We start from the raw sequence: 25,824 nt of genomic DNA on the forward strand, positions 1-25,824 counted from the left end.
ATGCAGGAGGAATATGATACGGTAGACATGAGGCAGAATCCTTTCTCGATGGTGTTTTCGTCGATGTCATCGTACCGTATCAACGGGGATTCTGTCTCTTTTTTATTTTTAATGGAAATAATTGTTAGCAAACCTGCAACATAAGAGGTCTTTATAATGATAATAGATAAAAAGGAGAAAATGCTGCTTTGAAGAAGGTCCTTTTTATAACAGTCGGGCTTCTGGTCTTACTTTTGGCGGGGGCAGGGGGATGGTTTGTAATGAAATCAAACGCTTCGCTTGGTAAAAATGCGGAGGAGACCGGACATTATCTCGGGGCTTCGGTGCGCTGGGACCCTCTTACAGAAAACGAAAAGTACGAAAGCCTGCTCGTTGAAGAATTCAGCAGCGTTACGGTGGAAAATGAGATGAAAATGGATGCTGCGCATCCAGCCCCCGAGGAATATAATTTTCAAAAAGCCGACGAGATTGTACAAGCTGCCGAACAGAATAACATGAAGGTTCGCGGCCATCCGCTCGTTTGGGGAGAAGCGCTGCCGGAGTGGGTTTATGAAACGGTAGTGGATGAACAAAGTGCCAGGAAGGTGCTGAAAGACCATGTACAGACCATGGCCGGCCACTACAGGGAACGTGTCAACGAATGGGACGTGGTCAACGAGGCATGGAATGATGATGGAAGCTACAGAGAAACAATCTGGTTGGAGCATATCGGGCCTGAATACATTCCTCTGGCTTTCGAGTGGGCACGTGAAGCGGCTCCGGAAGCAAAGCTGTACTATAACGATTACGGTAACGAAATGACAAATGAAAAAACAGAAGCCATGTTTGCAGCTCTGAAAAGGTGGAAAGACGAAGGTGTTCCAATTGATGGTATTGGCATGCAGACTCATATAGATGCTGCCGACCCGAGGTTTTCAAAGGAGAAAATGCAAAAAAACCTCCGGCGCTGGGGGGCGGAGGGCTTTGAAACAGCTGTAACGGAACTGGATGTAAAACTTCAGAACCTGGATGCTTCCCGTGAGGAACGCCTGGAGAAGCAGGCAGATATTTATGCAGATGTGACGAGCGCCTGTATGGAAGAGCCCTCCTGCAAAGGGCTTACCGTCTGGGGTGTCGGTGATACAGAAAGCTGGGTCACGGAGCAGGAGGCAGCAAGCGGCGAGCCGCTGCTCTTTGACAGCAGCTGGAAAGCAAAGCCTGCGTACGAACGGATCAAACGCACGTTTATTTTTAATCAAATGCTATAGTAGGGAGGCAGGACATGAACGACACATTCTGGTATATCATCACTGCAGAAATAATTGTACTAATGCTGCTGTATTTTTCAGCGAAAAGATGGACTTGGTCCCGGCACATACTGCTCTCCCTTTTTCTTATCGTTAATGCTGTTTATCTTTTTTGGCGGGCGGCTGAAACGATCCCGACAATTGGTGTTATCAGCTTCATCGCCGGGATTCTTTTACTGGCTACAGAAGTAATGGGGTATTTCCAGTCAATTGTGTTTACGATTTTATCCTGGAGACCATTCAAGCGAGAACATATTCCACTCTCAGAGCTGGAAAGCCTGCCTACAGTTGATGTGTACATTGCCACATATAATGAACCCGAAGACCTCCTGAAGCGAACCATGATTGCGTGCACAATGATGCGCTATCCTGAAGATCTGCTGAAGGTATACGTCTGTGATGACGGGAAAAGAGAATCAGTGCGCCGGCTTGCGGAAAGCTTAGGCGTGGGCTATATTTCCAGGCCCGGCAACGAGCACGCCAAGGCCGGCAACCTGAACGACGCGTTAACGAAAACTGATGGAGAAATAGTCGTCACGATGGATGCGGATATGGTACCGAAAGCCGAATTTCTGGAGCGTACCCTGGGGCAGTTTAAGGATGAAAAAGTGTCTTTCGTCCAGGCCCCGCAGGTATTTTATAACGCAGACCCTTTTCAGTATAATTTGTTTTTTGAAGACAATATTACGAATGAGCAGGACTTTTTCATGCGCAGGCTTGAAGAAGGAAAAGACCGCTTTAATGCCACTATGTACGTAGGCAGCAATGCTTTGTTCCGTAGGCAGTCACTTGAGGATATCGGCGGATTTGCGACGGGCGTGATCACCGAAGACATGGCTACCGGCATGCTCCTTCAGACCGGGGAACAAAAGACGGTATTTGTAAATGAAACACTGGCCGTCGGTCTTGCCCCGGAAACATATGCCGACCTTTTAAAGCAGAGAGACCGTTGGTGCCGGGGTAATATTCAAGTCACCCGGAAATGGAATCCGATGAAAATAAAAGGGTTGTCCTTCATGCAGCGGCTGTTGTATATGGACGGCATCAATTATTGGTTTTTCGGCGTGTACAAAATGATTTTCCTGCTTGCGCCACTGCTATTTTTGATTTTTTCCATTTACAGTCTGAATGCAGAGTTTGAAACGCTCGTGCTTTACTGGCTGCCGGCATTTCTTTCGTCCCAGCTGGCCTTCCGGTTAATGTCCGACCAAAAACGGACAGTTCTATGGAGTCATGTTTATGAAGTGGCAATGGCCCCGTATATGGCTATCTCGGTAATTACAGAAGCGTTTATGCGGAAAAACATCAAGTTTAATGTCACCGCCAAAGGAATTCAAAACGACCGCCGCCAGTTTCTATGGAGGGTCAGTATTCCTTATCTGGTACTGCTTGCGCTTACTTTTATTGCCCTGGCGAGAGTGCTATTGCACTTCGTTACACCACTGACACTTTTTCAAAATGAAGACGTGCTGTATATTAACATTTTCTGGATTCTTTATAATGCGATAGCTCTTGTACTGGCCTTGATGGTTTCCGTGGAACGTCCGCGTTTTCGCGGGGCTGAACGGCACAAAGTAGAACTGAATGGCACCGTTTCTGCCGGAGGAAAAAAGCTTCCTTGTAAAGTACTGGATTTAAGCGAGACTGGGGTGCGTTTTGAAGTAGCTAACCCGGAAGCAAAGGCTTGGCTTTCACAGGAAGAGCAGTTTACGCTAAGCGCCGGGCCGATTAACGGCCTTCGCGTACACAAATTATGGGTCGGCGATCAGGCAGAAAACGCTGCAGCTGCCGGAGGCAAATTTCAAAATGTGACCCTCGAACAGTACCGGAGCTTGATTCAGGTCATGTTTTTGGAGATGACAGATATTTATACGAAGCGAATTTACGAGCGGTCATCCCTCGGCAGAGCCTTCCTGAAATTTTTCAGGGGCACGGAAAAACAGCCGGCTCAGGCAAAACGAATGGCTGTCCGGGAGCAGGTGAATATGTCTGCCACTGTAAAAGTAAACAACGTTATTCATGAAGCAGTAGTTAAGGATTACAGTATGAGCGGCTGCCGGGTACAGGTGAAAAACATTAAAAGTATTCAGCCAGGGGATATTGTCTATATTTCGGGAAGCGAAGACCATTTTCCGGATAACTATGCGCGTACCCAGTGGATCCAGCAGCGTGGCCGCAAAACATGGGTGGGAATGCAGTTTTTACAGGAAAGCAGCACTCATCAGGCATCAGCTAAATAAAGCAAAAGAGGAAGGCTTCCTGGCAGCAGGAGCCTTCCTCTTGTTGTTTTTTACAGTAAAGGTAAAGCATATTAAGCTTTTAGAAAGAAACGGCAACTCCCGGGGTTACGTTTGTTCCGGGGACTCGGAAGAAGAGGAGGAGTTTCCTCGCCGGCGGTGGTAAATAACGTTCAGTTCAGCACCGATCATTAAAATCAACCCGGTCAGGAAAAACCAAAGCATCAGAATAATAATACCGCCAAGGCTTCCGTAAGTGGCAGAGTAGTTGCCGAAGTTGCTGACATAAAAGGAAAAAGTGAGAGATATTAGCTGCCAAAGCACGGCAGAAGTAATAGCACCGGGGAGAATTTCTTTCCATTTTAACGTTTTGTTAGGAGCAAAACGATATAATACGAGAAGCACAGCTGACATCACGGTCAAAGCTACGACCCACCGCAGAATTTGAAACAGCAGCGCCGTCTGTGGTGGAAGGCTGACAGTGGCATTAATAAAATTAATAATCAGATTGCCGAATATGGGAAGAATAAGAGCGGCAGCAAGCGCAATAATCATGCCGAGCGTCAGGGCAATGGAAAGGCCGCGGACTTTAAAGAAGGAACGTGTTTCTTCGACATCATAAGCTGTGTTGGAGGCATTAATAAAGGCGTTAATACCGTTTGATGCTGACCATAAAGCGCCGATCAGACCAACAGTGAAAAGCCCGCCCCGCGGTGTTTCCACGATACTCAGAATATTTTCCTCGAGAATAGATGTCATACCGCTTGGCGCAGTATTCTGTACAAGCGTGACTACGGCCTGGGAATCAATATTAAGGAAGGGGAGGATAGTGAGTATTAAAATCATCATTGGAAAAATGGAAAGCAGGTAATAGTAGGACTGGGCAGCAGCAAGTAAAGGGAGATCGTCCTTTTTAAATTCGCCCATCAGTTCTTTAATATAAGATTTGATAGTGTTCATATGTTTATACCCCTCTCTTTGCAGCTTGGTGATATATTATATACATCCTTTCCTTACCGTACCACCAGGAGGGCGGGCTTAAACTGCCGGGAAAGCAGAAGGGGCATATTTATTGTGCATAGGGGATTGATGGATCAAAATAAAGTGGAGAATGAAAGGAGGAAAAAGAATGATTTATATAGACAGCCGGGCGTTTCAGGAGGAAACGTTGCGGAGATACGATCGTACGGAAGAAGGAAAACAACTTGTTGAATTTACGTTTCTGGTCACCCATGAGGAATACCATGATGTAACGGTACTGCTCTACGAAAACGATTTTAACGTGCAGGTTGGGGAATCAGAACCATTCCAGGCTGAAATTCTGCAGTATTCTACGGATACGGTGAACCTGTACGAGCCCGGAAGCAGGAGCCGTTATACGCTGGCATTGATTGAAAAGCTAACCGAAGAGCCGCAGCTCTTCGGTTAGCTTTTAGAATAGTCCTTAATATGATAAGCTTCTGCAAGTTTTTCATTATCCTCCTGATACTTCAGCTGCAGCACTTTTTGAAGATTTACCGGAAGGGTGTAGCGTTTATAATGAAGAGCAAAGCTGGCGTTATTTTGAAGCAGCCGACGTGGAGACACAATGCCGATCTTTGGGATATCGGCGATGGGAATTTTTCCTTTTGGGTTCAGCGGCGTTTTAACGAAATAGTTCAGTTTGCGGGCGATTACCGCCTGCATGACGCCATAGCTCCGGTTCAGTTTGGAGCGGTTGTATTTTGGCACGCGGTCGATGCCCATATACTGAAGCAGCTGCAAAATCTGACCGTATTCATCATTGCGGAAATTTTCGTACTGGAGGAGATAATAATTCTCCGGGCCGAAAATCTCTTCAACCTTCTGAAGATAGTGGTAATAATGGTAATGATCCAGAATGCCGTGGTCTTCCCAATCTTTAAATAAGGTTTTGGCACTTTTGTACCCACCCTGATGAAGATATTGTACATAAAGGGAAGTTAACAGGTCAATCTGATCCCGGACGCCGACGATAATATGGGTGTCATATGTATCTGCTGGAAACGTGCGGCGGAGGTCTTCAAGCACCTTTAGATTATTTTTTGATTTCTTTTGGGAAAACGGGCTGCCCGAAAGGCCCTCATAGGAGATAAGCACCGGCTTGTCCGGCTCCATAAACGCTTCAATGTTCGTGCGGATCGTATGAATGTTTTCATCGTTCAGCCGTTTCAGCCGTAAATCATACAGTTCCTGATTAATTCGTTTTTTCCGTATGTATTTGATTTCCTGCTTTAGTTTAGGATATACATTCTGCTGTAGAAATGTAGTTGCTGTTTTATGAAAACCGATATGTATAAACACTTTTTTTCGCATAGGTTCCTCCGCATAATTTGTTTAATTATTATTATCATAACGAAAAAAATGAAGCTCCGCAAAGCGTTTAGCCGAGTGAAGTGCTAATGGAAAAAATGAAAGCGCAGGCCCGGCCGTGCGCCTGCTACTCGTAGGATTTCTTTTCAGCCCCGGCGCTTTCGCAAAGCTGTTGAAGAAGTTCCTTCGGAGAGGAGGAAACGATAACTTTATCGCGGTGGTCAGCGGGGAGGAACTGCTCTTGTTCCATATGATTGAAAAACTGAAGCAGATGATCGTAATAATGGTGAATATTTAAAAGGGCGCACGGTTTATGATGCAAACCTATTTGGGCCCATGTAAACATTTCAAAAAACTCTTCGAGAGTACCGGGGCCGCCTGGAAGTGCAATGAAACCATCGGCGAGCTCTGCCATCCTGGCTTTTCGCTCATGCATCGTAGATACCGTATAAAGTTTGCTTAAAGACGGATGGGCAATTTCGCGCTCGATAAGTTTATCGGGTATGACTCCAATAACTTCACCGCCTGCTTCAAGGGCGGCATCCGCCAACCGGCCCATGGTTCCGGCATCGGAGCCACCGTAGACCAGTACACAGCCGGAGGAGGCTATCTCCCGGCCAAGAGCTTCTGCCGAGTCTTTATACACAGGGTCGCGTCCGAGGCGGGAGCCGCAAAATACAGCAATGCTTTTCATCGGGCATTTCTCCTTTTATATCTCAATCACTGAATAGTATAGCACGAGTAAAAAAAGAGAAAGAACAGGCAAATTTTCATGTTAAGATAAAAAGGTAGATGAAAAGGGGGCGTAAATAACATGACTTCCCAACAGGATCAGCCTATTGTACGCATGGTACAGCAGCATATTAAGGGCCAACCGGCGTCCTTTCATGTACCGGGGCATAAAAACGGCGCTGTTTTCCCAGTATCATTGCGGGAATGGGAAAGAATACTTCCTTACGACCTTACAGAAATCACCGGACTCGATGATCTGCACGAGCCTGAAGAGGGGATTGCAGAAGCCGAGGGCCTGGCGGCGGAAGTGTTCGGAGCCGAAAAAACCTGGTTTTTAATTAACGGGTCTACAACGGGAAATCTTGCGATGGTGCTGGCCGCTTTTTCCCCGGGAGAGCAGGTGCTCGTGCAGCGTGACGCGCATAAATCAGTAATGAACGCATTAAAGCTTGCCGGTGTGCGAGCAGTATTTGCGCGCCCGGAAATAGACGAACGCACCCAGATGCCCATCGGTATTTCCCGGGAAATATTAGTGGAGGCATGGGATCGTTACCCGGAGCTAAAAGGGCTGATTATCACCTCCCCCTCGTATGAGGGATGGAGCAGTGATATTGCCTCCCTTGCAGAGTTTGTGCACCAGAAGGAGGGGGTGCTGCTGGTGGACGAAGCCCACGGAGCCCACTTTGCAGCAAGTCCGCTGTTCCCAAAGGGAGCTCTTGCCCAGGGGGCAGATGTGGTCGTCCAGTCCGCGCATAAAATGCTTCCGGCTCTTACCATGAGCGCGTATCTGCATGTCTCCGGCGCCCGCGTCTCCCGCGAACGTTTATCGCATTATTTGCGAGTACTGCAATCGAGCAGCCCCTCTTACCTGCTGCTTGCTTCCCTCGACGCTGCCCGTCATTACGTACATACGATACAGCATCAGGGCTGGAACGCTGAACAGCTTTCGTTTCAAAAGCAGCAGCTCGAAGCAGCCATTGGCCGCAGACTGATACAGCCGCCGGATGCTGTAGCCGCTGACCCACTAAAATGGGTGATACCAGTGCCTCCAGGATACACGGGATGGGAAGTGCAGCAGGCTCTCGAGCAAGAGCATATCTATTCCGAGCTGGCCGGAAGCAGTTATGTGCTCTGGACACTCCCTTTAACCAACGCTGACATTAATTTCCCCTGGCAGGCTGTTAAAAGGGTGTGGGAAGGACTTGAACGCCGGCCGGAACATCGGAACCAGGCTTCTTCTATGCTTGCATTATTTCCGCGGTTTTCCGAAGGAGTACGGGAAGAAAAGCGAGGTGAAGAAGAGTGGGTGAGGCTTGAAAACGCAGAGGGAAGAATCGCCGCAGCGCCGCTGATCCCCTATCCTCCGGGCATTCCTCTTTGGCTTGAGGGTGAAAGCTTGAAGGCGGAGAGAATCCGATATGTCCGTAATCGTTTGGAGGGCGGAGGACGCCTGCAGGGTGGCAGGAAAGAAGAAAATCGTTTTTTTGTAAAAGTGAAAATGACGAAGAAAGGATAGAGTTATATGCAGGATACCAGCAAAGGAAACTTTATTACATTAGAAGGGGGGGAAGGCTCCGGAAAAACGACGGTTATTACAGCTCTTGAAAAATGGCTTCAGGAAAACGGGTTCAAAGTGGTAAAAACAAGAGAGCCCGGGGGCATTCCGATTGCTGAAAAAATTCGGAGCCTGGTGCTTGAGCCGGAATATTCAGAAATGGATGCACGTACTGAAGCACTTTTATACGCTGCTGCAAGACGCCAGCACCTGGTGGAACGGGTTTTTCCGGCTCTTGCCGAAGGTGCTGTAGTACTCTGTGACCGTTTCGTCGATAGCAGCCTCGCCTACCAGGGGGCCGCAAGAGGCCTCGGCATGGATGCAGTGGCAGCTGTCAATGAGTTTGCTATTGAAGGATGCATGCCGGATCTCACGCTGATGCTGGACGTGGATCCTGAGGAAGGGATAGCAAGAATCCAGCGGGCTGAAGAAAGGGAATGGAATCGCCTGGACAATGAAGCCGCCCGGTTTCACTCAAAAGTACATGAAGCGTATATGACGCTAGCAGAAAAATACCCGTCACGCATTAAAAGAATTGACGCCGAGCAACCGTTGGAAAAAGTGTTCCAGGACTGCAGGGAAAAAGTCCAGAATTACTTAAATGCAAAAAATTAAGGACGAATATAAATTCAGTACATACTATAAAATAAAAACGGGAAAAGGTATTAGGAAAATATCGCAAGAAAGGAGCCGGACAGATGATTGCTATTTTATATGTAAGTATCGCTATTATTGTTTTGGCACTTGTCTGGTTAGTTATCGGTGTAGTGCAGGCTGTTAAAGCAGCATCTTCCCAGATGAAAACCATCAATGAAACAATGGAGCGCATTCAAAAGAAAACAGATGGTTTAATTAATGAGTCAGAGACACTGACCCAGCGCCTGGAGGTTATTAATGATTCCGTCAATCGGGATATGGAAACGATCCAGGAATTTACAAATACGCTGAAGGAGTCCAAAGAAGCTGTAGGTAAATATCATATAGCGACGCGTGCAGTAGCTACAGAAACACTTCACGAAAATCAAAAGCGTACGAAAGAAAATGAACAGGTGGCCCAAATACGCGATATTGGCGACACGGTGGTCGACCTGTATGCGAAATGGAAAAACCGTAAGCAGGCATAGATAAAAGCAGCCGGAGATATTTCTCCTGGCTGCTTTTTTACTGGGAGGAAGCTTTATATTCACGGATATTCAGACGATACGACTGGATTAACCCGAATAGAAATAAGATGCCGGTGCAGATTAAAAGCGGCACTATCAGCCCTGAACAGACAGCAGCAAGCCACGGGTAAGAGGCTTCCCCGATACGGCAGAAGACCCACACTCCCAGGACAGCTACGGTGCTTGCCGCCCCGACTAGAAGCGGGCGGTATTTTTTATGCGCAGCAATAATGAACCAGCTGCCAAACAGGGTATAGAAAAAACCAATCACATATACATTAACGGCTTTCTGGGCTGCCCCAAGCCCTGCTGCAAGAAGCGAATCACCGGCTTGATTCATATTGACGGGCACCACTTCATCAGCCCCGGTTTCGCTATTTACGATACGCAGTTCAAACTCCGCCGGTTCCTCCGGCCAGTTTTTCTGGTGCATGTAGGCAATATCCTTCGAGTGATGAAAGAAAGAAGGAGATTCAATGTTACTTTCATGATTGGTCAATCGTTTAGCCTGCATCTCTTCAAGATCATACAAAAATAAATCGTACTGGTAGCTTGGCTCCTGACTCGAAGCGACATTGGTTGTGTAGGCATAGAGGCTTTCTGACGGCGAAGCTGTCGGGTTGTACAGTCCTCCGGGGAGGTTATTCGCAAATTCAATATGTTCTTCGTATACTTTGTTATTCAGGGTTTTCATCCCTACGTGTATTTCATCTTCAGGGCCTTCGGTGTATGTGTATAAAAGCATGTTTCCCGTAGCGTCAGGAGAAATATTCCCCATCAAATACTTGCTTTCACTGGTAATTTTTTTATAAGCTCCCCCGTCCGCGGGCATGGAGTAAATATTAAATCCTTCCTCCGTGTTTCGGCCTGCCGATTTCCATGCCTCCGCTGGCATGCCTAAGAAGTAAATGAGCGTGCCATCCGGGGAATAGGCAGCATCACGCACATGAAGTTCACTGCCGGTTAATCGTTCAACCTGGCTGCTTGGTGTCTCTGCTGTATAAAGAGAGCGAACCGAGTTTTTCTGTTCGGATAAGAACAGAATATCGTCCGGCGAATGCGGATGAAAAGAGGGCGAAAACTGCGGCTGATCAAGGTCAGTAACCGGTTCGGGGTTTTTACCGCCAGTGGTGGAAGTGTAAATTTTTTCCTGTCCGTCCTTAATGTAAGTAAAAGCTAATTTATCATCAGAAGGAGCAACAGAGACACTGCTTCCCATTCCATTAAAGGACCGGTAAGGGTCTTCGGCCTTGGAATAACCGATAGCTGTTGAACCTATTAATAAGACGGCAGTAATAAGGACGGCCCGGATCAGCCAGCGGGGAAAGCGCATGAGTCTAACTTCCTTTCTTCGTTAATCTAATAGATCAGCAATGTCATAAGTAGGAAACTGTTACTTGAAGTATTCCATATTTTATATCTGGCTTCAATTCTGGTGTATTTGTTCCTGTATATTGATAAAAAAGTCGTAGGCTTAAGGGATCGATCCCGTGTGTAAAAAAACGGCTGTTTTGCTGGCATGCTTCACTTTTTCCTGTATATACAGTAAAATAAAAGTAATAAATATTGTGGAATTGGACGAAATAGGAGGTACGGAGCATGAAGCTGTTAGTAGCTGTGGTGCAGGATAAAGATAGTAACCGGTTGTCTAATGCGCTCGTAGAAGCAAATTTCCAGGCAACCAAGCTCGCGAGTACTGGTGGTTTTTTGAAAGCCGGGAGCACTACGTTTTTAATCGGCGTGGAAGATGAGCAGGTGGATGAAGTAAAAAAAGTCATCCAGGAAAACTGCAAAACCCGGGAACAGCTCGTCGCTCCTGTTTCACCTATGGGCGGAAATGCAGATTCCTATGTACCGTATCCTGTCGAAGTGCAGGTTGGCGGAGCGACTGTGTTTCAATTAAACGTAGAAGAGTTTGAAAAATATTAAAGACGGAGAGATCAATATGAGTTGGGAAGCCATGCAGGAAGAACAGCCTACAGTAATGTCGCTGTTGGAAAGAAGCATGAACAAAGACCGCGTGGCCCATGCTTATATATTTGAAGGAAAAGCGGGTGCCGGCAAGCGCGAAACAGCGCTTTTAATGGCACAGCGCTTTTTTTGCGTGGGAAAAGACGTCCCTGCGCCGTGCGGAGAATGCCGGGAATGCCGCAGGATCACGCACGGGAATCATTCGGAAGTAATGTTTTTACAGCCGGAAGGTGCTTCGATTAAAAAAGCACAAGTGGAGATGCTTCAAAAAGAATTCACTTACAAAGGAATGGAAGCCCGGTTAAAAATTTATATTATCGAAGACGCGGACCGGATGACGGCAAGTGCGGCCAACAGCCTGCTGAAGTTTCTCGAAGAACCGGAAAGCCCGACACTGGCAATTTTATTAACAGAGAATGCGCATTTCCTTTTGGACACTATCCAGTCCCGTGCCCAAAAGATTTCGTTCTCTCCCCCATCCATTGAACGGCGGCGCCGTCTGTTTCAGGAAAGGGAGGGCACAGGGGAAATTGCAGCCGGCCTGCTTGCAAAGCTTCCTCATGTGCCAGAGCGTGAAAACGAGGCGGCACAGGCTGAGTGGATTGTACAGGGCCGAAATCTAGTGATACAATTAACGGAAGAGGTGCATCAGCGCCTTCACAGTGCATTATTGACACTACAGGATAAATGGCTTGGACATTTTTCAGATAGAGAAGAACTGGACATCGGCTTAGATATGCTGCTTTTTTGGTATCGCGACCTCCTGTCGATCACATACGGTTCGGATGACATCACATACTTCGATCAAAAAGCGACGTTGGAACGAGTAGCCCTTCGTTTTTCAGAAATGGAGGTCGTTGCCCGACTGCAGGCAATTTTAGAAGCAAAGCGCCGGCTCCGGGCCAATGCGAATGCGCAGCTTCTAATGGAACATCTGCTGATCCAGTTACAGGAGGGATCATGACATTGCATGATGTAGTAGGCGTTCGGTTTAAAAAGGCGGGAAAGATTTATTACTTTTCCCCAAATGGTCATGACGCACAGGTAGAAAGCTGGGTCATAGTAGAAACGGCGAGAGGAATTGAGTACGGAAAAGTAGTGCTTGAAAATAAACAGGTCAGCGGCGACGACGTCGTGCTGCCGTTAAAAAAAGTCATGAGGCTTGCCAACGAAGATGATCATGCTGCTGTTAAAGAAAATAAACAGTTGGAGCAAGAAGCATATGATCTTGGCTGCGATAAAATTGCCACACACCAGCTGGATATGAATCTGGTAAACGTGGAGTATACTTTTGACCGAAATAAAATTTTGTTTTACTTCACGGCTGAAGGGCGGGTGGATTTCCGCCAGCTGGTGAAGGATTTAGCTTCTCAGTTTCGTACAAGAATTGAACTCCGGCAGATCGGTGTTCGGGATGAGGCCAAAATGCTCGGTGGCATAGGCCCTTGCGGAAGAATGCTGTGCTGTTCGACGTTCCTTGGAGATTTTGAACCGGTTTCCATTAAGATGGCAAAAGATCAGAATCTTTCCTTAAATCCGGCAAAGATTTCCGGTCTGTGCGGAAGGCTTATGTGCTGTTTGAAATATGAAAATGATCATTATGAAACAGCTAAGCGTGAAATGCCCGACGTAGGAGAACATATCAACACTCCGGAAGGCAAAGGAAAAGTAGCCGGCATCAATATTTTAGAACGCCTCGTCCAGGTAAATTATGCAGAAGAAGAGAGAGTGTTGGAATTTTCGCTGGACGAACTGCTGGATGAAGGCTTCATCGCAGGATAACAGCCATACGGACGGAAAAGGGGGGGTGCGAGTGGATAAAAAAGAAATCTTTTCCCAGGTGATTCATATGGAAGAGCGGATCGGAAGACTCCATGATGAATTGGGGGAGCTCAAAGAACAGCTGGCGATGCTGATTGAAGAAAATCAGGCACTCGTACTCGAAAATCAGCATCTGCGCCAGCGCGTGGAGGACAGCGGCGAAGAGGTGCAGGAAAAGGAATTAGCCGGGGGTACCTCTCAGCCAGGCCCGAGCCGCATTCAGGCAAGCAGTATGGGAGAAGGGTATGACAACCTTGCCCGCCTGTACCATGAAGGCTTCCACATTTGTAATATGCATTATGGGAGTCTGCGTACGGATGGAGACTGTTTATTCTGTCTTTCCTTTTTGAACCAAAAATAAAGCATAAGCTATCTGAAACCGCCTGTCTGTAAAGACAAGCGGTTTCGTTTATATCTTCAGGACGTTCAGGAAGACGTTTCTTAAATAGGAGGACATAAAGTGATCAGGCTAGTAGAAGATGAAGATTATGAAGCGGTGCGCCGGGTAGCTGAAATAACGTGGGAGCACACATATGAAAATTTAATCCCGGCCTCGACAAGGCAGGCGTTTATGGAAACTGCATATTCTAAAAAAATGTTTGACGTTAAACGCAGGGAATCCATTTTTTTAGCGGCTGTTACCGGGAGCAGGCTGATCGGCTATATCAATGTGGTGCAGCAGGAGGAGGCAGAGCTTGCAGCTCTTTACGTACTGCCGGAGCATCAACGGGCTGGGTGGGGCCAGAAGCTGTTTGATGTTGGGAGGGAATATGTTTCTGTCGAAAAAAAGTTAATGACGGTTTATGTGGAGGAGGGCAATGCCGGCGCCGAAGCTTTTTACCAGAAGCAGGGCTTTCTGGAAACGGAACGCTTCACAGAATTGTTTATGGAAACGCCGTTAAAAACGATAATAATGAAAAAACAGCTGCACAGGTAAAAAGTTTGACTTGCTTTTAAAGAAGCTCCCGGTGGTACAAAAAACAGAGTGAAAGGATGGATGACCCATGAGCAGCACCTCGAATACTATTAAAGAATATGTACAGGCGTGTACGGTAACTCTCCGGGACGGCACTGTACTACCATCACTTGGCCAGGGCACTTGGCATATGGGTGATGATTCCGGTTTAAGGCAGCAGGAAATAGAGGCTCTTCGTACAGGTCTTGATTGCGGAATGACGGTCATCGATACAGCGGAAATGTATGGCGGCGGTAAAGCAGAAGAGCTTGTCGGAGAGGCGGTGAAAGGCAGGAGGGAGGAAGCTTTCCTCGTTTCTAAAGTTCTCCCGAATAATGCCGGCGGCAAAAAACTTGAAGAAGCCTGTGAAGGATCTCTCAGTCGTCTCGGTGTAGATCAGCTGGACTTGTATTTACTTCACTGGCGCGGGAGTATCCCTCTCAAAGAGACCGTACGGGATATGGAAAAATTAAAGGCAGACGGAAAAATTAAGCGTTGGGGTGTTTCTAACCTGGACGTAAGGGATATGAAAGAACTGCTATCGCTCGAGCACGGAAACAACGCCGTCTGCGATCAAGTACTGTACCATCTGGCTTCAAGGGGCATTGAGTTTGATCTGATGCCGTGGATGAAGGAGCAGCAGATGCCGGTAATTGCCTATTGCCCGCTCGATCAGGGAGGAGGGCGAACGCTTGGGGAAAGCCGTACCTTACAAGAAATCGCTGAACGCCGGAGTATGACGCCGCTTCAGATTGCCCTCGCCTGGACCATTCAATCCGGTATGGTGTTAAGCATTCCGAAGACGTCCAATCCGGCACATGTGCGGGAGAATGCCGGGGCGGCAAGTGTGACGCTGGCAAATGAAGAACTGGAAATGCTGGACCGCGCTTTTCCAAAGCCGCAGACAAAACAACCACTCGACATCGTGTAGCTGCCAGCCGGCCTTTTCTTAGGAGAAGGCCGGTTTTTGTGCCGTACAGAGAAGAAATTAATCATAGGCATGTGCTAAAATATAAATAATTCATTACGCGGGCAGAAATGTGCAAGGAGTCTTTTGATGAAAACTATTTTACGTTACGTTCGTCCTTATAAAGCAGCAGCGGTGTTGTCTTTTTTTCTGCTTTTGATTGAATTGTCGGTTGAATTGTTTCAGCCGCTTCTGCTTGCGCGACTGATAGATGAAGGTCTCGCAAACAATGACCTTGGCCTGGTTGTGAGCCTTGGACTTTCGATGGCAGGCCTAGCCCTGCTCAGCTTTGGTGTTGGGGTACTGAACTGTTTTTTCGCTGACCATGTCGGGCACAGTACCGGCTTTGATCTGCGCAATGAAATGTATAAACGTCTCCAGGAGTCAAGTCTGGAAAAGCTGCAGGGCTTCCCGCAGTCCTCTTTACTTACCAGGCTGACCAACGATATTACCCAGGTCCAAAACATGATTGTAATGCTGTTGCGGTTTATGCTTCGTTCACCGCTTCTGTTGGTTGGCGCGACTATCATGGCTTTTGTGGTAAACGCCCGTATGGCTCTCATTCTGGTGGTTTTTATTCCTTTTTTATTGCTCATACTCGCATGGCTGATGAGAAAAGGAATGACTTATTTCGGCAGTTTGCAGCAGCGTATTGATGCAGTAAACAGGGTAATGAAAGAAAACCTTGGTGGTTTGAGGCTCGTTCGGGTATTTGGCCGGGAACAGCATGAAATTAAACGCTTTTTTATGGAGAATGAAGCCCTTCAGGCGAGCGCTCTCAAAGCATTTCGCTATACCGCTCTTACCTCGCCAATTCTGTTGTTTTTAATGAATGCTGCAATTGTGCTCATGCTCTGGATTGGAGGAGCTGCTGTGCAAAACAATGAAGCTCAGGTAGGCGAAGTGGTGGCGGTAGTTAATTACGCCACGCGAATGACCGGGGCTCTTGGTGTTGTAGGTATGCTAATCACGTTGCTGGCCCGGGCAAGAACTTCTGCTTCCCGGATTGAAGAAGTACTTGAAGGAACCGAAAAAGAAAATTCGGGGCAGTATAACGTGAAGGATGAAGGAAGCATAGATGTTCAGTTTGAGAATGTAACTTTTGCTTATAATGAGAGCCGGGTTCCGGCTTTAAATAATGTGACGTTTCACGTGAAACGCGGGGAACAAATGGCAGTTCTTGGGGCGACAGGAGCCGGCAAGTCTTCTTTGTTTCAACTGATGCTTCGTTTGTATGAGCCGGCCAGCGGCCAGCTTCTCATCGATGATTCGGATGCCCGGGAGCTTAATATTACTTCTTTAAGAAACCAGATTGGCTATGTGCCCCAGGAGGCAAAATTGTTTTCAGGAACGATCCGGGAGAATGTAGAATGGGGACTGGAGGGAGCGGAAACTGAGGAAATAAACAAAGCACTGGAAACGGCCCAGCTCGGGGAAACGGTGCGTGCGCTGCCGGAGCAGGAGGAGACATTGATCGGACAGAACGGGGTGAATCTATCCGGTGGCCAGAAACAGCGGGTGACAATTGCCCGGGCGTTGCTTCGCAACCCTGGCCTCCTGCTTCTGGATGACAGCACGAGTGCGCTGGATGCGGAAACGGAAGCAGAATTTCTGGGCGCGCTTGAAGCGTATTCTTGTACTTCCATTTTAGTGACCCAAAAGCTTTCCACAGCGCTGAAAGCAGATAAAATGCTGCTTCTCGAGCACGGGGAAGTCATTGGTTTTGGCACCCATGAAGAACTATATGGAGAGTCTGCATTCTACAGGCAGCTGTATCAATCACAGTACGGGAAGGAGGCGGCGACATGAAAAAGCACTGGCTCACTTCACCGTTTCGGTATAAACACCCGGACATTGATCCTTCTAAGAAAGACAGCCATCCCGGGACCGACAGGGTACAGAACTGGAAACAGACGACAGCCCGGCTTTGGTCTTATCTGGCCATTCAGAAATGGCGGCTTACCGCTGTTTTTATCTGTGTAATTTTTACTGCTGCCTTTATGCTTTCCGGCCCGCTGCTCCTTGGCCACATTGTTGATCATTATTTAGTCCCGCAGCAGCTCGACGGATTTGGAACGGTTTTATTACTATTATTTGCCGTGTATATTGGCTGGGGAGTCATGAGCACCGTCCAGACCTATGTGATGATCTCTCTCGCCCAACAGGCGGTTTTTAAGCTGCGTTACCACCTGTTTTCCCACTTGCAGACACTTCCGATTTCGTTTTTTGATAAACGAAAGCACGGAAATATCATGAGCAGAATGACCAATGATATGGATAATATATCGACAACGTTAAACACTTCAGTAGTACAGATCATGACCAGCCTGCTGACGTTTACAGGGATTCTCATTATTATGCTGGTGATCAGTCCTTTACTTACCTTTTTTACGCTCCTGTTTTTACCGATCATGTTTGTTGGCCTTCGCTGGATTACGAAACGGACCAGGCTGTTGTTTCAGAAACAGCAACAGGCAGTGGGAGCAGTAAACGGATATGCTGAAGAAACCATTTCCGGCCAGTCGATCGTAAAGGTGTTTTCTAAAGAACCGCGCGTGATGCAGGAGTTTGAGCAGGAAAGTGAAAGCCTTCGCCATGCAGGTTTCTGGGCTCAGACATATTCCGGGTTTATTCCGAAGTGGATGAACTTTTTAAACAATATCAACTTTGCGGTCACCGCAGGCGCAGGAGGCATTTTGGCGTATTACGGTATCGGGACAGTTACTATCGGTACAATCGTTATTTTTGTGGAGTATTCCCGTCAGTTCACCCGTCCGCTGAACGATTTAGCCAACCAATTTAATGCCCTTTTTGCAGCGCTTGCCGGAGCCGAGAGGATTTTTTCGTTTTTGGACGAAAAAGGGGAGGATCACCGGATAAAAGAAGGAACAGCAAAAACTGTTTCTGGAGAAGTGAAGTTTCAGGACGTTTCATTTGGCTATGAAAATGAACAAGTGCTTCATGGCGTTGATTTTCACGTAAATGCCGGAGAAACGGCTGCGTTTATAGGTCCTACCGGTTCGGGGAAAACGACCGTCATGAATTTAATTATTGGTTTTTATACGGCAGAAGCCGGCGAGGTCTACGTGGATGGGACTCCTCTTTCCGAGTGGAATATCAAACGCCTGCGGGAGCAGATGAGCGTGGTGCTGCAGGATGATTTTCTGTTTGAAAAAACTGTAATGGAGAATATACGCTACGGTAATTTGGAGGCTTCAGATGAACAAGTCATAGAAGCGTCGAAAGCTGCCAACGCCCATGCGTTTATTGAGCGGCTTCCGGAAGGCTACCAGACGATGCTTGGAAAAGAAGGCAGCGGGTTCAGTCATGGCCAGCGGCAGCTGCTTTCCATTGCCAAGGCAGTGCTGTCCGATCCGAAAATTTTAATTCTCGATGAAGCAACGTCAAGTGTGGACACAGTAACAGAAATGAGAATACAAGAAGCGCTGGGACGCTTAATGGAGGGGCGTACATCCTTCGTAGTGGCCCACCGCTTAAACACTATCGAAAAAGCAGACACTATTTATGTAATGGATAATGGAGAAATTGCAGAACAGGGCACACACAGTGAACTTCTTCAAAAACAGGGGCGCTATGCGGCGTTTCAGCAAGCAAATCAGCAGAAGGTAGACATATGAGGTGGGTCCTGGGAATAAGTATAAAATCAGGGGGCGGAGGCAGTGAAAGAAACATTACAAAAGGGAGAAAGAATCGATCACACTCCCTCCAAAAAGCCTATTATCCAGCAGGACAATGCTTTTGCGTTCTCCATTGATTCGGTGCTACTTGCGTATTTTTGCTCTGCACCGAAAACTGTTGGAAAGATTATCGATCTTGGCACTGGAAATGGGATTATTCCTCTTTTATTGACAGAGCGCAGCCGCGTCCCTATTACAGGGGTAGAGAGGCAGTCCGTACTTTGTGATATGGCGAGACGAACGATGGCCATGAACGGGGCAGGCGGGCAGGTTACTGTCGAGCAGGCGGACGTGCGGGAAGCCCGTGCCAATTATCATGGAGATCAGTGGTCACTGGTAACATGTAATCCTCCTTATTTCGATACTCGTCAGGAAGCGCTGAAAAATAAACAGGCAAAAATGGCAAATGCCCGCCATGAAGAGCATGGAAGTCTGGAAGAATTCGTTCAGGCGGCTGCTTTTTTAGCCAAGCAGAAAGGCAAGGTGGCTATGGTTCTCCGTCCGGAGAGGATTGCGGAACTGTTTGATTATTACCGGAAATATCGTCTCGAGCCGAAGCGGATGCAGCTTATTCATCCAAAGGCAGAGCGAGCGGCAAACATTGCGCTGGTCGAAGGAATAAAAGCAGGGAAGCCTGGTTTGGAATGCCTGCCGCCGATTATTGTGTATAATACTTCCGGCGAATATACAGAGGAGTTTCAATCGTACTATGGAACAAAATAAGCACGTTGTCTATATGCTTCAATGTCGGGATGGGAGTCTGTATACAGGCTATACGAACAATTTGCGAAAACGTCTGGAGGCGCACAATGCAGGCCGGGGGGCAAAGTATACAAAGGGCAGGGGGCCGGTGCAGCTCGTTTACCTTCGGCGGTTTACGACAAAAACAGAAGCGATGCAGGAAGAGTACCGCCTTAAGAAGCTTCCGCGAAGTCAAAAACAACGATTAATAAAGGAGGCGCACGATGACCCAGCAGTTCAGCTTTCAAGCTTCTGAGAGAACGGGCATGCTCTATTTAGTGCCAACGCCAATTGGGAACCTGGAGGATATTACTTTTCGTGCTGTCCGTATACTTCAGGAAGCGGACTATATTCTGGCTGAAGATACCAGGCAAACGAAAAAGCTTACCCAGCACTATCAGATAGAAACCTATTTAGAAAGCTACCATGAACATAACAAACGCCAGAAGCAGGAAAAAATTCTGCAATGGCTCACGGAAGGAAAACAGGTAGCGATGGTAAGTGATGCGGGCACTCCGCTTGTGTCCGATCCCGGGAATGAGCTTGTGCAGGAATGTATAAAAAAAGAGCTGCCGGTGGTGCCTCTTCCTGGCGCAAATGCTCTTCTGCCAGCTTTAACCGCTTCCGGACTTGGAGGAGGCTTTTATTTTCATGGCTTCCTGCCGCGAAAGAAAAAGGATATACGTTCAGTTCTGCACCGTCTCCCATCCGGTGTGCCGGTTATTTTGTATGAATCGCCGTACCGCCTGCTCGGTACAATTCGTTTTCTCCATGAAGAATGGGGAGATGGGCCCGCTGTCGTGGCAAGGGAATTAACGAAGAAACACGAAGAGTTTGTCCGTGGAAGCCTGCTTGAAGCGGCGGCCGCATTTGAAAACAGAGAGGTCAAAGGGGAATGTGTATTAATTGTAGAAAAGCCTGATTTGCATGAACCTGAAGAAGATGTGCCGATGGAGGAGGAAGTTCGGAAGTATGTGGAAGAGGGGGCTTCAAGCAAAGAAGCTATTAAAAAAACAGCCCAGCGTCGAAATGTTAAAAAGCAGGAAGTATATGCGGCATACCATGGGTTAAATAAACCCTAAAAAAAATCTTTCCCCGAAAGGAAAGACTTCTTATGAACTTAAGCGTTCGATTTATGATTTTGCACGTATTCCTGAAGATCCTTAATAATGGACTCAGCTCCTTCAGGAGAAAGAATGATTTTACCGTCGGCAAGGGAAAGGTTGTCATCAGACACTTCTCCGGTTACCTGGCAGGTCATGTTTGGTTTGTATTTTTTTAATACAATGCGGTCATGGTCCACATAAATTTCAAGAGCGTCTTTCTCTTGGATTTCAAGTGTGCGGCGGAGTTCAATCGGAATAACTACACGCCCTAATTCGTCAACCTTACGTACGATACCTGTTGATTTCATTGGTAGGTCCTCCTTAATTTTAGCTTTATTCGTCAAAATTCGACATTTTCTATCTGTATGCTAACAATACCAATGTTTTCTAATACCGTCAACGAATTTGAATCATGATTTCTGTGAAATTTAACAAAAATTTCAAAGTGATTTATTTAAATAATTCAATATTATTTATCATTTTTATACTTATTTTTGAAATAAAAAACTATAATTCAGGAATAAGAAAGAAATTTTTCATAATAAGGAAATATTTACTGTGTTGAAAACATTTTTGTCGAATTGTCGAATAAAAATATTTTTGACGAAAAGGGAAAAAACACATAGTATATTATTGTAGAAAATATATGGTCTGAAGAATGGATAAGTATCTATGGAGGTCGGCACAGAGAACCGGGAAGGCTGGAAACCGGTGCGGCATAAATGGAGAAAATGGTCCGGGAGGACGTCCGTGTGAGCTGAAACAGTAAAGACGGGCCGTCGGCGGCGTTAACGCTGAACTTCCGGGGCCGGGTGTGCCTGGAAATAAGCCGTTATTTGTAAAAATAGCGGAAATTTGGGTGGTACCACGTGAGCGCAGCTTTCGTCCCTTTGGCGGACGGGAGCTTTTTTATATTGGAAGGACCTTTACACATTTTTAAAGGAGGACATAAACATGCCAGAAGAAAAGAACACGTTTTATTTAACGACACCGATTTATTATCCGAGTGGGAAGCTTCATATTGGACACGCATATACGACAGTAGCCGGAGACGCCCTTGCCCGCTATAAACGCCTGAGGGGCTACGATGTAAAATACTTAACTGGTACCGATGAACACGGGCAGAAGATTGAAAGAAAAGCGGAAGAAAACGGGGTCAGTCCGCAGCAGTTTGTCGACGAGGCAGCACGAAATATTAAACAGCTTTGGGATAAATTAAACATCACCTACGATGATTTTATCCGCACGACTGAAGACCGCCATCGTGATGCTGTACAGATCATTTTTGAAAAACTAAAGGACAACGGGGATATTTATTTAAGCGAGTATGAAGGCTGGTATTCTGTGCCGGATGAGACCTTCTATACAGAAACCCAGCTTGAAGACAAACAGTACGATGAAGCTGGCAGCGTGGTTGCCGGCCTCAGTCCGGAAAGTGGTCATCCAGTAGAGAAGGTGCGGGAAAAATCGTATTTTTTCAGAATGAGCAAGTATGCGGACCGCCTGCTGCAGTTTTATGAAGATAACCCGGAGTTTATTCAGCCGGAGTCCCGTAAAAATGAAATGATTAATAACTTTATTAAACCGGGGCTTGGAGATTTATCGATTTCGAGAACAACATTTGAATGGGGCATTCCTGTCAAAAGTGACCCTGAGCACGTGGTATACGTATGGATTGACGCACTGAGCAACTATATTACTTCGCTCGGTTATACGACAGATCACGATGAAGAATATCAAAAATACTGGCCGGCAGATGTGCACATTGTTGGTAAAGAAATCGTGCGCTTCCATACTATTTATTGGCCGATTATGCTGATGGCACTCGATCTGCCGCTGCCGAAAAAGGTGTTTGGCCATGGCTGGCTGTTAATGAAAGATGGAAAAATGTCGAAATCCAAAGGGAACGTCGTTGATCCAATTCCTCTTGTTGACAGGTACGGTCTGGACGCCGTGCGCTACTATCTGCTCCGGGAAGTGCCGTTTGGCTCGGACGGGGTATTTACGCCAGAGGGATTTGTGGATCGCCTAAATTATGACCTTGCGAATGATCTGGGTAATCTGTTAAATCGGACTGTAGCGATGGTGAATAAATATTTTGACGGCTCGATCCCGGCCTACGTAAAAGATGCAAGCCCATATGACGCTTCTCTGCTTGAATTGATAGATTCTACTGTCGTCAAAGTGGAAGATGCGGTGGAAGAAATGGAATTTTCGGTAGCTTTAACAGCTATCTGGCAGCTTATTAGCCGCACAAACAAATATATTGATGAAACCCAGCCATGGATTCTTGCACGAGACGAGAGCGAGCGGGAAGTGCTCGGTTCTGTGCTTTACCATCTAGCAGAGTCTCTGCGGGTAATCAGCATACTGATTCAGCCGTTTATGACAGAGACACCGAAAAGTATTTGGTCGCAGCTTGGAATAAATGAAGAAATTATGGACTGGGAGACGACAAAATCCTTCGGGCATATAAAAGAAAGCACCAAGGTAGCCACCAAGGCCACTCCGGTCTTCCCTCGTCTCCAGCACGAAGATGAAGTGAAGTATATTATCGAGTCGATGGGCGGAACGGTAAAAGAGGAAGAAGACCAAGAGGAAGAAGCGGAAGAAAGCAATGAAATTACGATTGATGATTTCGGAAAAGTCGAGCTGAAGGTAGCAGAAATCATCGAAGCAGAGCCGGTGAAAAAAGCGAATAAACTGCTTAAAATCCAGCTCGACGTAGGCGATGAGAAGCGCCAGGTCGTTTCCGGCATCGCAGAGCATTATGCCCCGGAGGACTTGAAGGGCCGGAAGGTGATCTGTGTTACCAATCTGAAAGCAGTGAAGCTTCGGGGAGAATGGTCGGAAGGAATGATTCTGGCTGCTTCCAAAGGAAAAGAGCTTACGCTTGCTACCATCGACCAGACTCTTCCAAACGGGTCGGTCGTAAATTAAGGAAAGGACGAGAACGTGATGCTTTTTGATACACATGTTCATTTGAACGTAGAACAATTCGAAGGAGAAGTCGCAGAAACCATCGAACGGGCGAAAGAAGCCGGGGTTGGATACATGACGGTCGTCGGCTTTGACAGGGAGACGATCCCTAAAGCGATAGAACTCGCGGAAACGTATGATTTTATTTACGCAGCAGTCGGCTGGCATCCAGTTGATGCTGTCGACATGACCGAGCAGGACCTGGTCTGGCTGGAAGAGCTCACCGCCCATCCACGGGTGGTGGCTCTCGGGGAAATGGGACTCGATTACCACTGGGACAAATCTCCGAAGGACGTGCAAAAAGACGTATTCCGCCGGCAGATACACCTGGCGAAGAAAGTAAATATGCCGATCATTATTCATGACCGCGAAGCTCATGATGATATTGTCGATTTGCTGGAGGAAGAAAATGCAGGAGAAGTCGGCGGTATTATGCACTGCTTTGGAGGAACCGCCGAAACGGCTAAGCGCTGTATGGATATGAATTTTTATATCTCCTTTGGTGGACCGGTTACATTCAAAAATGCCAGACTGCCAAAGGAAGTAAGCAGAGAAATCCCTATGGACCGGCTGTTAGTGGAAACCGACTGTCCATTTTTAGCGCCCCACCCGTACCGTGGTAAACGAAACGAACCAGCTTATGTAAAGCTGGTGGCTGAAAAAATCGCAGAATTAAAGGAAATTCCGTACGAAGAATTGGCTGAACAAACGACGAAAAACGCTAAACAGCTTTTTCGTCTGTAAAAGAGGATCCGGCCCGCTATTTCCATAAAATGGGAAGGCGGGCTGTATCATAGAAATAGACTAAAATGGTTTCAAAGGAAGGTAGCCGTGCGTATTTATGAATGTATCGTAGTGGAGGGCAAATCTGATACCGCAGCTGTCCGTAATGCTGTGGAGGCGGACACAATTGAAACAAACGGTTCAGCAGTAAGCGAGGAGGCACTGCGGCGGATTGAACTAGCTCAGAAACGGAGAGGAATCATCATTCTAACCGATCCAGATGTGCCGGGCGAGAGAATCCGCCGAATCGTCAGCCGGCGTGTGCCGGGCTGCAGGCATGCTTTCTTAACAAAAGATAAAGCATCCGGGCGCCCGGGCGAGAGCCTGGGTGTGGAGCACGCCTCGGCGGAGACGATCCGGGAGGCGTTAAGACACGTTCGTAGTGAGAAGGAGCACCCAGAAGTGACAGCCGCAGTAACAAGGCAGGAGCTTCTGGAACTGGGATTGTTTGCCGGAAGAGGCTCAAGAGAGAAACGGGCCCGCCTGGGGGAAATACTGAACATTGGTTATGCCAATGGGAAGCAGCTTCTAAAAAGGCTGGAAATGTTTCAGATCAGTCAAGCTGAATTCACTGCAGCTTATGAACAATTAATGAAAGAGGAGGAAAAGGAGTGAAGGATATAGCGACCCCCGGCCGCACAAAAGACATCTTGGAGCGACACGGATTTTCGTTTAAAAAAAGCCTGGGACAAAATTTCTTGATCGACGCAAACATTTTAACGCGTATCGCAGAAGCAGGAGGTATAGAGCGGGAAGACGGAGTCATAGAAGTAGGGCCCGGCATTGGGGCCCTGACAGAGCATCTCGCAAAACAGGCAGGCCAGGTGGAGGCGTTTGAAATTGATCAGCGCCTGCTTCCGATTCTGGAAGAAACGATGGCTCCTTACCCGCATGTGCACGTGCACCACCACGATATTCTGCAGGTGGACCTCGGGCCGTTTATTCAAAACCGCATGAGTGAATGCCGCAGTATATCCGTGGTGGGAAACCTTCCGTATTACGTTACGACTCCTATTCTAATGGCTTTGCTTGAACAAAGGCTGCCAATTAAAAATATCGTAATCATGCTGCAAAAGGAAGTGGCAGAGCGGATGGCGGCCGTGCCAGGCACAAAAGCCTACGGCTCCCTGTCCATAGCGGTGCAGTATTTTGCAGAAACAGAGAAAGTAATGACTGTTCCTAAAACCGTATTTATTCCGCAGCCGAGAGTCGATTCACTGATCCTTCGTTTGAAAAAGCGCGAGGCGCCGCCAGTGCACGTAGTAAACGAGGAATTCTTTTTCCAGGTGGTGCGGGCGTCATTTACGCAGCGTCGAAAAACTCTTTGGAACAACCTGCTTCACCAGCTCACTGGAACAGAAGGGAAAGACAGGCTGATGCAGGTATTTGAACAAACCGGCATCGATTCCGGCAGGCGGGGCGAAACGCTTTCTATGGAAGAGTTTGCGCTTTTAGCCAATGAACTTGCTCCTTTTTCTCAAGAATTTTAAGACCTTGCC

General features: G+C 47.2%; 26 protein-coding genes. 21 read left to right on the forward strand and 5 right to left on the reverse strand.

Annotated features, from left to right (window positions below; all coding sequences use genetic code 11):
• The first annotated feature begins 260 nt into the window (after positions 1-260).
• Together CHL76_RS13745 and CHL76_RS13750 are read left to right on the forward strand one after the other, a co-directional pair.
• Positions 261-1,247 carry an endo-1,4-beta-xylanase gene (locus CHL76_RS13745; protein ID WP_094908842.1) on the forward strand — a complete coding sequence of 329 codons (987 nt, stop codon included), beginning with the start codon at positions 261-263 and terminating at the stop codon, positions 1,245-1,247.
• A 14-nt stretch (positions 1,248-1,261) separates the two neighbouring features.
• Complete coding sequence (locus CHL76_RS13750; RefSeq protein ID WP_094908843.1) at positions 1,262-3,526, forward strand: glycosyltransferase; 2,265 nt, start codon at positions 1,262-1,264, stop codon at positions 3,524-3,526.
• Between the two features lie 105 nt (positions 3,527-3,631).
• Here CHL76_RS13750 and CHL76_RS13755 read toward each other — a convergent pair whose 3' ends face one another.
• On the reverse strand, positions 3,632-4,483 hold the full coding sequence (locus tag CHL76_RS13755) for a YihY/virulence factor BrkB family protein (RefSeq protein WP_094908844.1): 852 nt from the start codon (positions 4,481-4,483) through the stop codon (positions 3,632-3,634).
• Between the two features lie 169 nt (positions 4,484-4,652).
• On the opposite strand from CHL76_RS13755, the gene CHL76_RS13760 reads away from it, so the two are divergent.
• Complete coding sequence (locus CHL76_RS13760; protein WP_143747466.1) at positions 4,653-4,952, forward strand: DUF3219 family protein; 300 nt, start codon at positions 4,653-4,655, stop codon at positions 4,950-4,952.
• Here CHL76_RS13760 and CHL76_RS13765 read toward each other — a convergent pair.
• A complete protein-coding gene (locus CHL76_RS13765; protein WP_094908845.1) occupies positions 4,949-5,857 on the reverse strand; it encodes a sulfotransferase in 909 nt (302 codons plus the stop codon). The two genes, CHL76_RS13760 and CHL76_RS13765, sit on opposite strands and share 4 nt — an antisense overlap.
• Positions 5,858-5,981: 124 nt before the next feature.
• The gene (locus CHL76_RS13770; protein ID WP_094908846.1) at positions 5,982-6,548 is read right to left on the reverse strand and encodes an LOG family protein; all 567 of its coding nucleotides are present in this window, start codon (positions 6,546-6,548) and stop codon (positions 5,982-5,984) included.
• Between the two features lie 120 nt (positions 6,549-6,668).
• Here CHL76_RS13770 and CHL76_RS13775 point away from each other — a divergent pair, with 120 nt between their 5' ends.
• The 3 genes from CHL76_RS13775 to CHL76_RS13785 all read left to right on the forward strand — a co-directional run bounded on the left by CHL76_RS13775 (position 6,669) and on the right by CHL76_RS13785 (position 9,265).
• Positions 6,669-8,102 carry an aminotransferase class I/II-fold pyridoxal phosphate-dependent enzyme gene (locus tag CHL76_RS13775; RefSeq protein WP_094908847.1) on the forward strand — a complete coding sequence of 478 codons (1,434 nt, stop codon included), beginning with the start codon at positions 6,669-6,671 and terminating at the stop codon, positions 8,100-8,102.
• Between the two features lie 6 nt (positions 8,103-8,108).
• Positions 8,109-8,756: a dTMP kinase gene (gene tmk, locus CHL76_RS13780; RefSeq protein ID WP_094908848.1), complete on the forward strand. Its 648-nt coding sequence runs from the start codon at positions 8,109-8,111 to the stop codon at positions 8,754-8,756.
• 83 nt (positions 8,757-8,839) lie between these two features.
• Positions 8,840-9,265 (forward strand): DUF948 domain-containing protein, encoded by a 426-nt coding sequence (locus CHL76_RS13785; RefSeq protein ID WP_079474418.1) that lies wholly within the window; start codon positions 8,840-8,842, stop codon positions 9,263-9,265.
• 37 nt (positions 9,266-9,302) lie between these two features.
• On the opposite strand, the gene CHL76_RS13790 is transcribed toward CHL76_RS13785, so the two are convergent.
• The gene (locus tag CHL76_RS13790) at positions 9,303-10,637 is read right to left on the reverse strand and encodes a TolB family protein (protein ID WP_079474417.1); all 1,335 of its coding nucleotides are present in this window, start codon (positions 10,635-10,637) and stop codon (positions 9,303-9,305) included.
• Between the two features lie 266 nt (positions 10,638-10,903).
• On the opposite strand from CHL76_RS13790, the gene CHL76_RS13795 reads away from it, so the two are divergent.
• From CHL76_RS13795 to rsmI, 11 genes are all read left to right on the forward strand, one after another.
• Positions 10,904-11,233 carry a cyclic-di-AMP receptor gene (locus CHL76_RS13795; protein ID WP_079474416.1) on the forward strand — a complete coding sequence of 110 codons (330 nt, stop codon included), beginning with the start codon at positions 10,904-10,906 and terminating at the stop codon, positions 11,231-11,233.
• Positions 11,234-11,249: 16 nt separating this feature from the next.
• Entirely contained in the window at positions 11,250-12,239 is a 990-nt protein-coding gene (gene holB, locus CHL76_RS13800) for a DNA polymerase III subunit delta' (protein ID WP_079474415.1), read from the forward strand.
• 2 nt (positions 12,240-12,241) lie between these two features.
• Entirely contained in the window at positions 12,242-13,057 is an 816-nt protein-coding gene (locus CHL76_RS13805; RefSeq protein WP_079475040.1) for a PSP1 domain-containing protein, read from the forward strand.
• A gap of 31 nt (positions 13,058-13,088) precedes the next feature.
• Positions 13,089-13,457, forward strand: a complete 369-nt coding sequence (gene yabA, locus CHL76_RS13810; protein ID WP_079475039.1) for a DNA replication initiation control protein YabA — start codon at positions 13,089-13,091, stop codon at positions 13,455-13,457.
• Positions 13,458-13,556: 99 nt separating this feature from the next.
• The gene (locus tag CHL76_RS13815; RefSeq protein WP_094908849.1) at positions 13,557-14,033 is read left to right on the forward strand and encodes a GNAT family N-acetyltransferase; all 477 of its coding nucleotides are present in this window, start codon (positions 13,557-13,559) and stop codon (positions 14,031-14,033) included.
• 67 nt (positions 14,034-14,100) lie between these two features.
• Positions 14,101-14,982: an aldo/keto reductase gene (locus tag CHL76_RS13820; protein ID WP_079474413.1), complete on the forward strand. Its 882-nt coding sequence runs from the start codon at positions 14,101-14,103 to the stop codon at positions 14,980-14,982.
• Between the two features lie 126 nt (positions 14,983-15,108).
• Complete coding sequence (locus CHL76_RS13825; protein WP_094908850.1) at positions 15,109-16,827, forward strand: ABC transporter ATP-binding protein; 1,719 nt, start codon at positions 15,109-15,111, stop codon at positions 16,825-16,827.
• Positions 16,824-18,656, forward strand: coding sequence for an ABC transporter ATP-binding protein (locus tag CHL76_RS13830; protein ID WP_094908851.1), 1,833 nt, complete (start codon positions 16,824-16,826; stop codon positions 18,654-18,656). Before CHL76_RS13825 ends, CHL76_RS13830 begins: the two co-directional genes overlap by 4 nt.
• 42 nt (positions 18,657-18,698) lie before the next feature.
• Positions 18,699-19,439, forward strand: coding sequence for a tRNA1(Val) (adenine(37)-N6)-methyltransferase (locus CHL76_RS13835; protein ID WP_079474410.1), 741 nt, complete (start codon positions 18,699-18,701; stop codon positions 19,437-19,439).
• A complete protein-coding gene (locus tag CHL76_RS13840; RefSeq protein ID WP_094908852.1) occupies positions 19,426-19,713 on the forward strand; it encodes a GIY-YIG nuclease family protein in 288 nt (95 codons plus the stop codon). The genes CHL76_RS13835 and CHL76_RS13840 overlap by 14 nt, the downstream gene beginning before the upstream one ends.
• Positions 19,682-20,539, forward strand: a complete 858-nt coding sequence (gene rsmI, locus CHL76_RS13845; protein ID WP_094908853.1) for a 16S rRNA (cytidine(1402)-2'-O)-methyltransferase — start codon at positions 19,682-19,684, stop codon at positions 20,537-20,539. Before CHL76_RS13840 ends, rsmI begins: the two co-directional genes overlap by 32 nt.
• 38 nt (positions 20,540-20,577) lie before the next feature.
• Here rsmI and CHL76_RS13850 read toward each other — a convergent pair whose 3' ends face one another.
• On the reverse strand, positions 20,578-20,871 hold the full coding sequence (locus tag CHL76_RS13850; RefSeq protein ID WP_079474407.1) for an AbrB/MazE/SpoVT family DNA-binding domain-containing protein: 294 nt from the start codon (positions 20,869-20,871) through the stop codon (positions 20,578-20,580).
• A 646-nt stretch (positions 20,872-21,517) separates the two neighbouring features.
• On the opposite strand from CHL76_RS13850, the gene metG reads away from it, so the two are divergent.
• The 4 genes from metG (at position 21,518) to rsmA (ending at position 25,815) form a co-directional block, all read left to right on the forward strand.
• Positions 21,518-23,503, forward strand: a complete 1,986-nt coding sequence (metG, locus tag CHL76_RS13855) for a methionine--tRNA ligase (protein ID WP_079474406.1) — start codon at positions 21,518-21,520, stop codon at positions 23,501-23,503.
• An 18-nt stretch (positions 23,504-23,521) separates the two neighbouring features.
• Positions 23,522-24,286 (forward strand): TatD family hydrolase, encoded by a 765-nt coding sequence (locus tag CHL76_RS13860; RefSeq protein WP_079474405.1) that lies wholly within the window; start codon positions 23,522-23,524, stop codon positions 24,284-24,286.
• Between the two features lie 87 nt (positions 24,287-24,373).
• On the forward strand, positions 24,374-24,940 hold the full coding sequence (gene rnmV, locus CHL76_RS13865; RefSeq protein WP_079474404.1) for a ribonuclease M5: 567 nt from the start codon (positions 24,374-24,376) through the stop codon (positions 24,938-24,940).
• Positions 24,937-25,815, forward strand: coding sequence for a 16S rRNA (adenine(1518)-N(6)/adenine(1519)-N(6))-dimethyltransferase RsmA (rsmA, locus tag CHL76_RS13870; protein WP_094908854.1), 879 nt, complete (start codon positions 24,937-24,939; stop codon positions 25,813-25,815). The genes rnmV and rsmA overlap by 4 nt, the downstream gene beginning before the upstream one ends.
• The last annotated feature ends 9 nt before the right edge of the window (positions 25,816-25,824 follow it).

This window comes from Marinococcus halophilus (genome assembly GCF_002265875.1).
In the GTDB taxonomy this organism is placed as follows: Bacteria; Bacillota; Bacilli; order Bacillales; family Marinococcaceae; genus Marinococcus; species Marinococcus halophilus.

Excerpts from the sequence above, each read along its gene's own strand:
- CHL76_RS13745 (WP_094908842.1), top strand. The coding sequence starts at position 261 with ATGAAATCAAACGCTTCGCTTGGTAAAAATGCGGAGGAGACCGGACAT.
- CHL76_RS13750 (WP_094908843.1), top strand. The coding sequence starts at position 1,262 with ATGAACGACACATTCTGGTATATCATCACTGCAGAAATAATTGTACTA.
- CHL76_RS13755 (WP_094908844.1), bottom strand. The coding sequence starts at position 4,483 with ATGAACACTATCAAATCTTATATTAAAGAACTGATGGGCGAATTTAAA.
- CHL76_RS13760 (WP_143747466.1), top strand. The coding sequence starts at position 4,653 with ATGATTTATATAGACAGCCGGGCGTTTCAGGAGGAAACGTTGCGGAGA.
- CHL76_RS13765 (WP_094908845.1), bottom strand. The coding sequence starts at position 5,857 with ATGCGAAAAAAAGTGTTTATACATATCGGTTTTCATAAAACAGCAACT.
- CHL76_RS13770 (WP_094908846.1), bottom strand. The coding sequence starts at position 6,548 with ATGAAAAGCATTGCTGTATTTTGCGGCTCCCGCCTCGGACGCGACCCT.
- CHL76_RS13775 (WP_094908847.1), top strand. The coding sequence starts at position 6,669 with ATGACTTCCCAACAGGATCAGCCTATTGTACGCATGGTACAGCAGCAT.
- tmk (WP_094908848.1), top strand. The coding sequence starts at position 8,109 with ATGCAGGATACCAGCAAAGGAAACTTTATTACATTAGAAGGGGGGGAA.
- CHL76_RS13785 (WP_079474418.1), top strand. The coding sequence starts at position 8,840 with ATGATTGCTATTTTATATGTAAGTATCGCTATTATTGTTTTGGCACTT.
- CHL76_RS13790 (WP_079474417.1), bottom strand. The coding sequence starts at position 10,637 with ATGCGCTTTCCCCGCTGGCTGATCCGGGCCGTCCTTATTACTGCCGTC.
- CHL76_RS13795 (WP_079474416.1), top strand. The coding sequence starts at position 10,904 with ATGAAGCTGTTAGTAGCTGTGGTGCAGGATAAAGATAGTAACCGGTTG.
- holB (WP_079474415.1), top strand. The coding sequence starts at position 11,250 with ATGAGTTGGGAAGCCATGCAGGAAGAACAGCCTACAGTAATGTCGCTG.
- CHL76_RS13820 (WP_079474413.1), top strand. The coding sequence starts at position 14,101 with ATGAGCAGCACCTCGAATACTATTAAAGAATATGTACAGGCGTGTACG.
- CHL76_RS13825 (WP_094908850.1), top strand. The coding sequence starts at position 15,109 with ATGAAAACTATTTTACGTTACGTTCGTCCTTATAAAGCAGCAGCGGTG.
- CHL76_RS13830 (WP_094908851.1), top strand. The coding sequence starts at position 16,824 with ATGAAAAAGCACTGGCTCACTTCACCGTTTCGGTATAAACACCCGGAC.
- CHL76_RS13840 (WP_094908852.1), top strand. The coding sequence starts at position 19,426 with ATGGAACAAAATAAGCACGTTGTCTATATGCTTCAATGTCGGGATGGG.
- rsmI (WP_094908853.1), top strand. The coding sequence starts at position 19,682 with ATGACCCAGCAGTTCAGCTTTCAAGCTTCTGAGAGAACGGGCATGCTC.
- CHL76_RS13850 (WP_079474407.1), bottom strand. The coding sequence starts at position 20,871 with ATGAAATCAACAGGTATCGTACGTAAGGTTGACGAATTAGGGCGTGTA.
- metG (WP_079474406.1), top strand. The coding sequence starts at position 21,518 with ATGCCAGAAGAAAAGAACACGTTTTATTTAACGACACCGATTTATTAT.
- CHL76_RS13860 (WP_079474405.1), top strand. The coding sequence starts at position 23,522 with ATGCTTTTTGATACACATGTTCATTTGAACGTAGAACAATTCGAAGGA.